The following is a 211-nucleotide window of genomic DNA, read 5'->3' as shown; positions in this document are numbered from 1 at the left end:
TCATCCGCTACGAAGGCCCCAAAGGCGGACCGGGCATGCGGGAGATGCTGAGCCCCACCTCCGCGATCATGGGCAAGGGCCTGGGCAGCGATGTCGCGTTGATTACCGATGGCCGGTTCTCAGGGGGCAGCCACGGTTTCGTGGTTGGTCATATCACACCGGAAGCGGCCGAGGGCGGCCCGATTGCGCTGGTCGAGGATGGCGACACCAT

The 211-nt window shown here is 65.4% G+C and carries 1 pseudogene; it reads left to right on the top strand.

The annotated features are described in order from the left end of the window. Window positions 1–211, top strand: a pseudogene (locus B2W52_RS10130) (dihydroxy-acid dehydratase domain-containing protein); the annotation flags it as partial.

Source organism: Marinobacter sp. UBA2498 (assembly GCF_002341575.1).
Lineage (GTDB): Bacteria > Pseudomonadota > Gammaproteobacteria > Pseudomonadales > Oleiphilaceae > Marinobacter > Marinobacter manganoxydans.
This window is presented reverse-complemented; position numbering and strand designations above follow the sequence as displayed.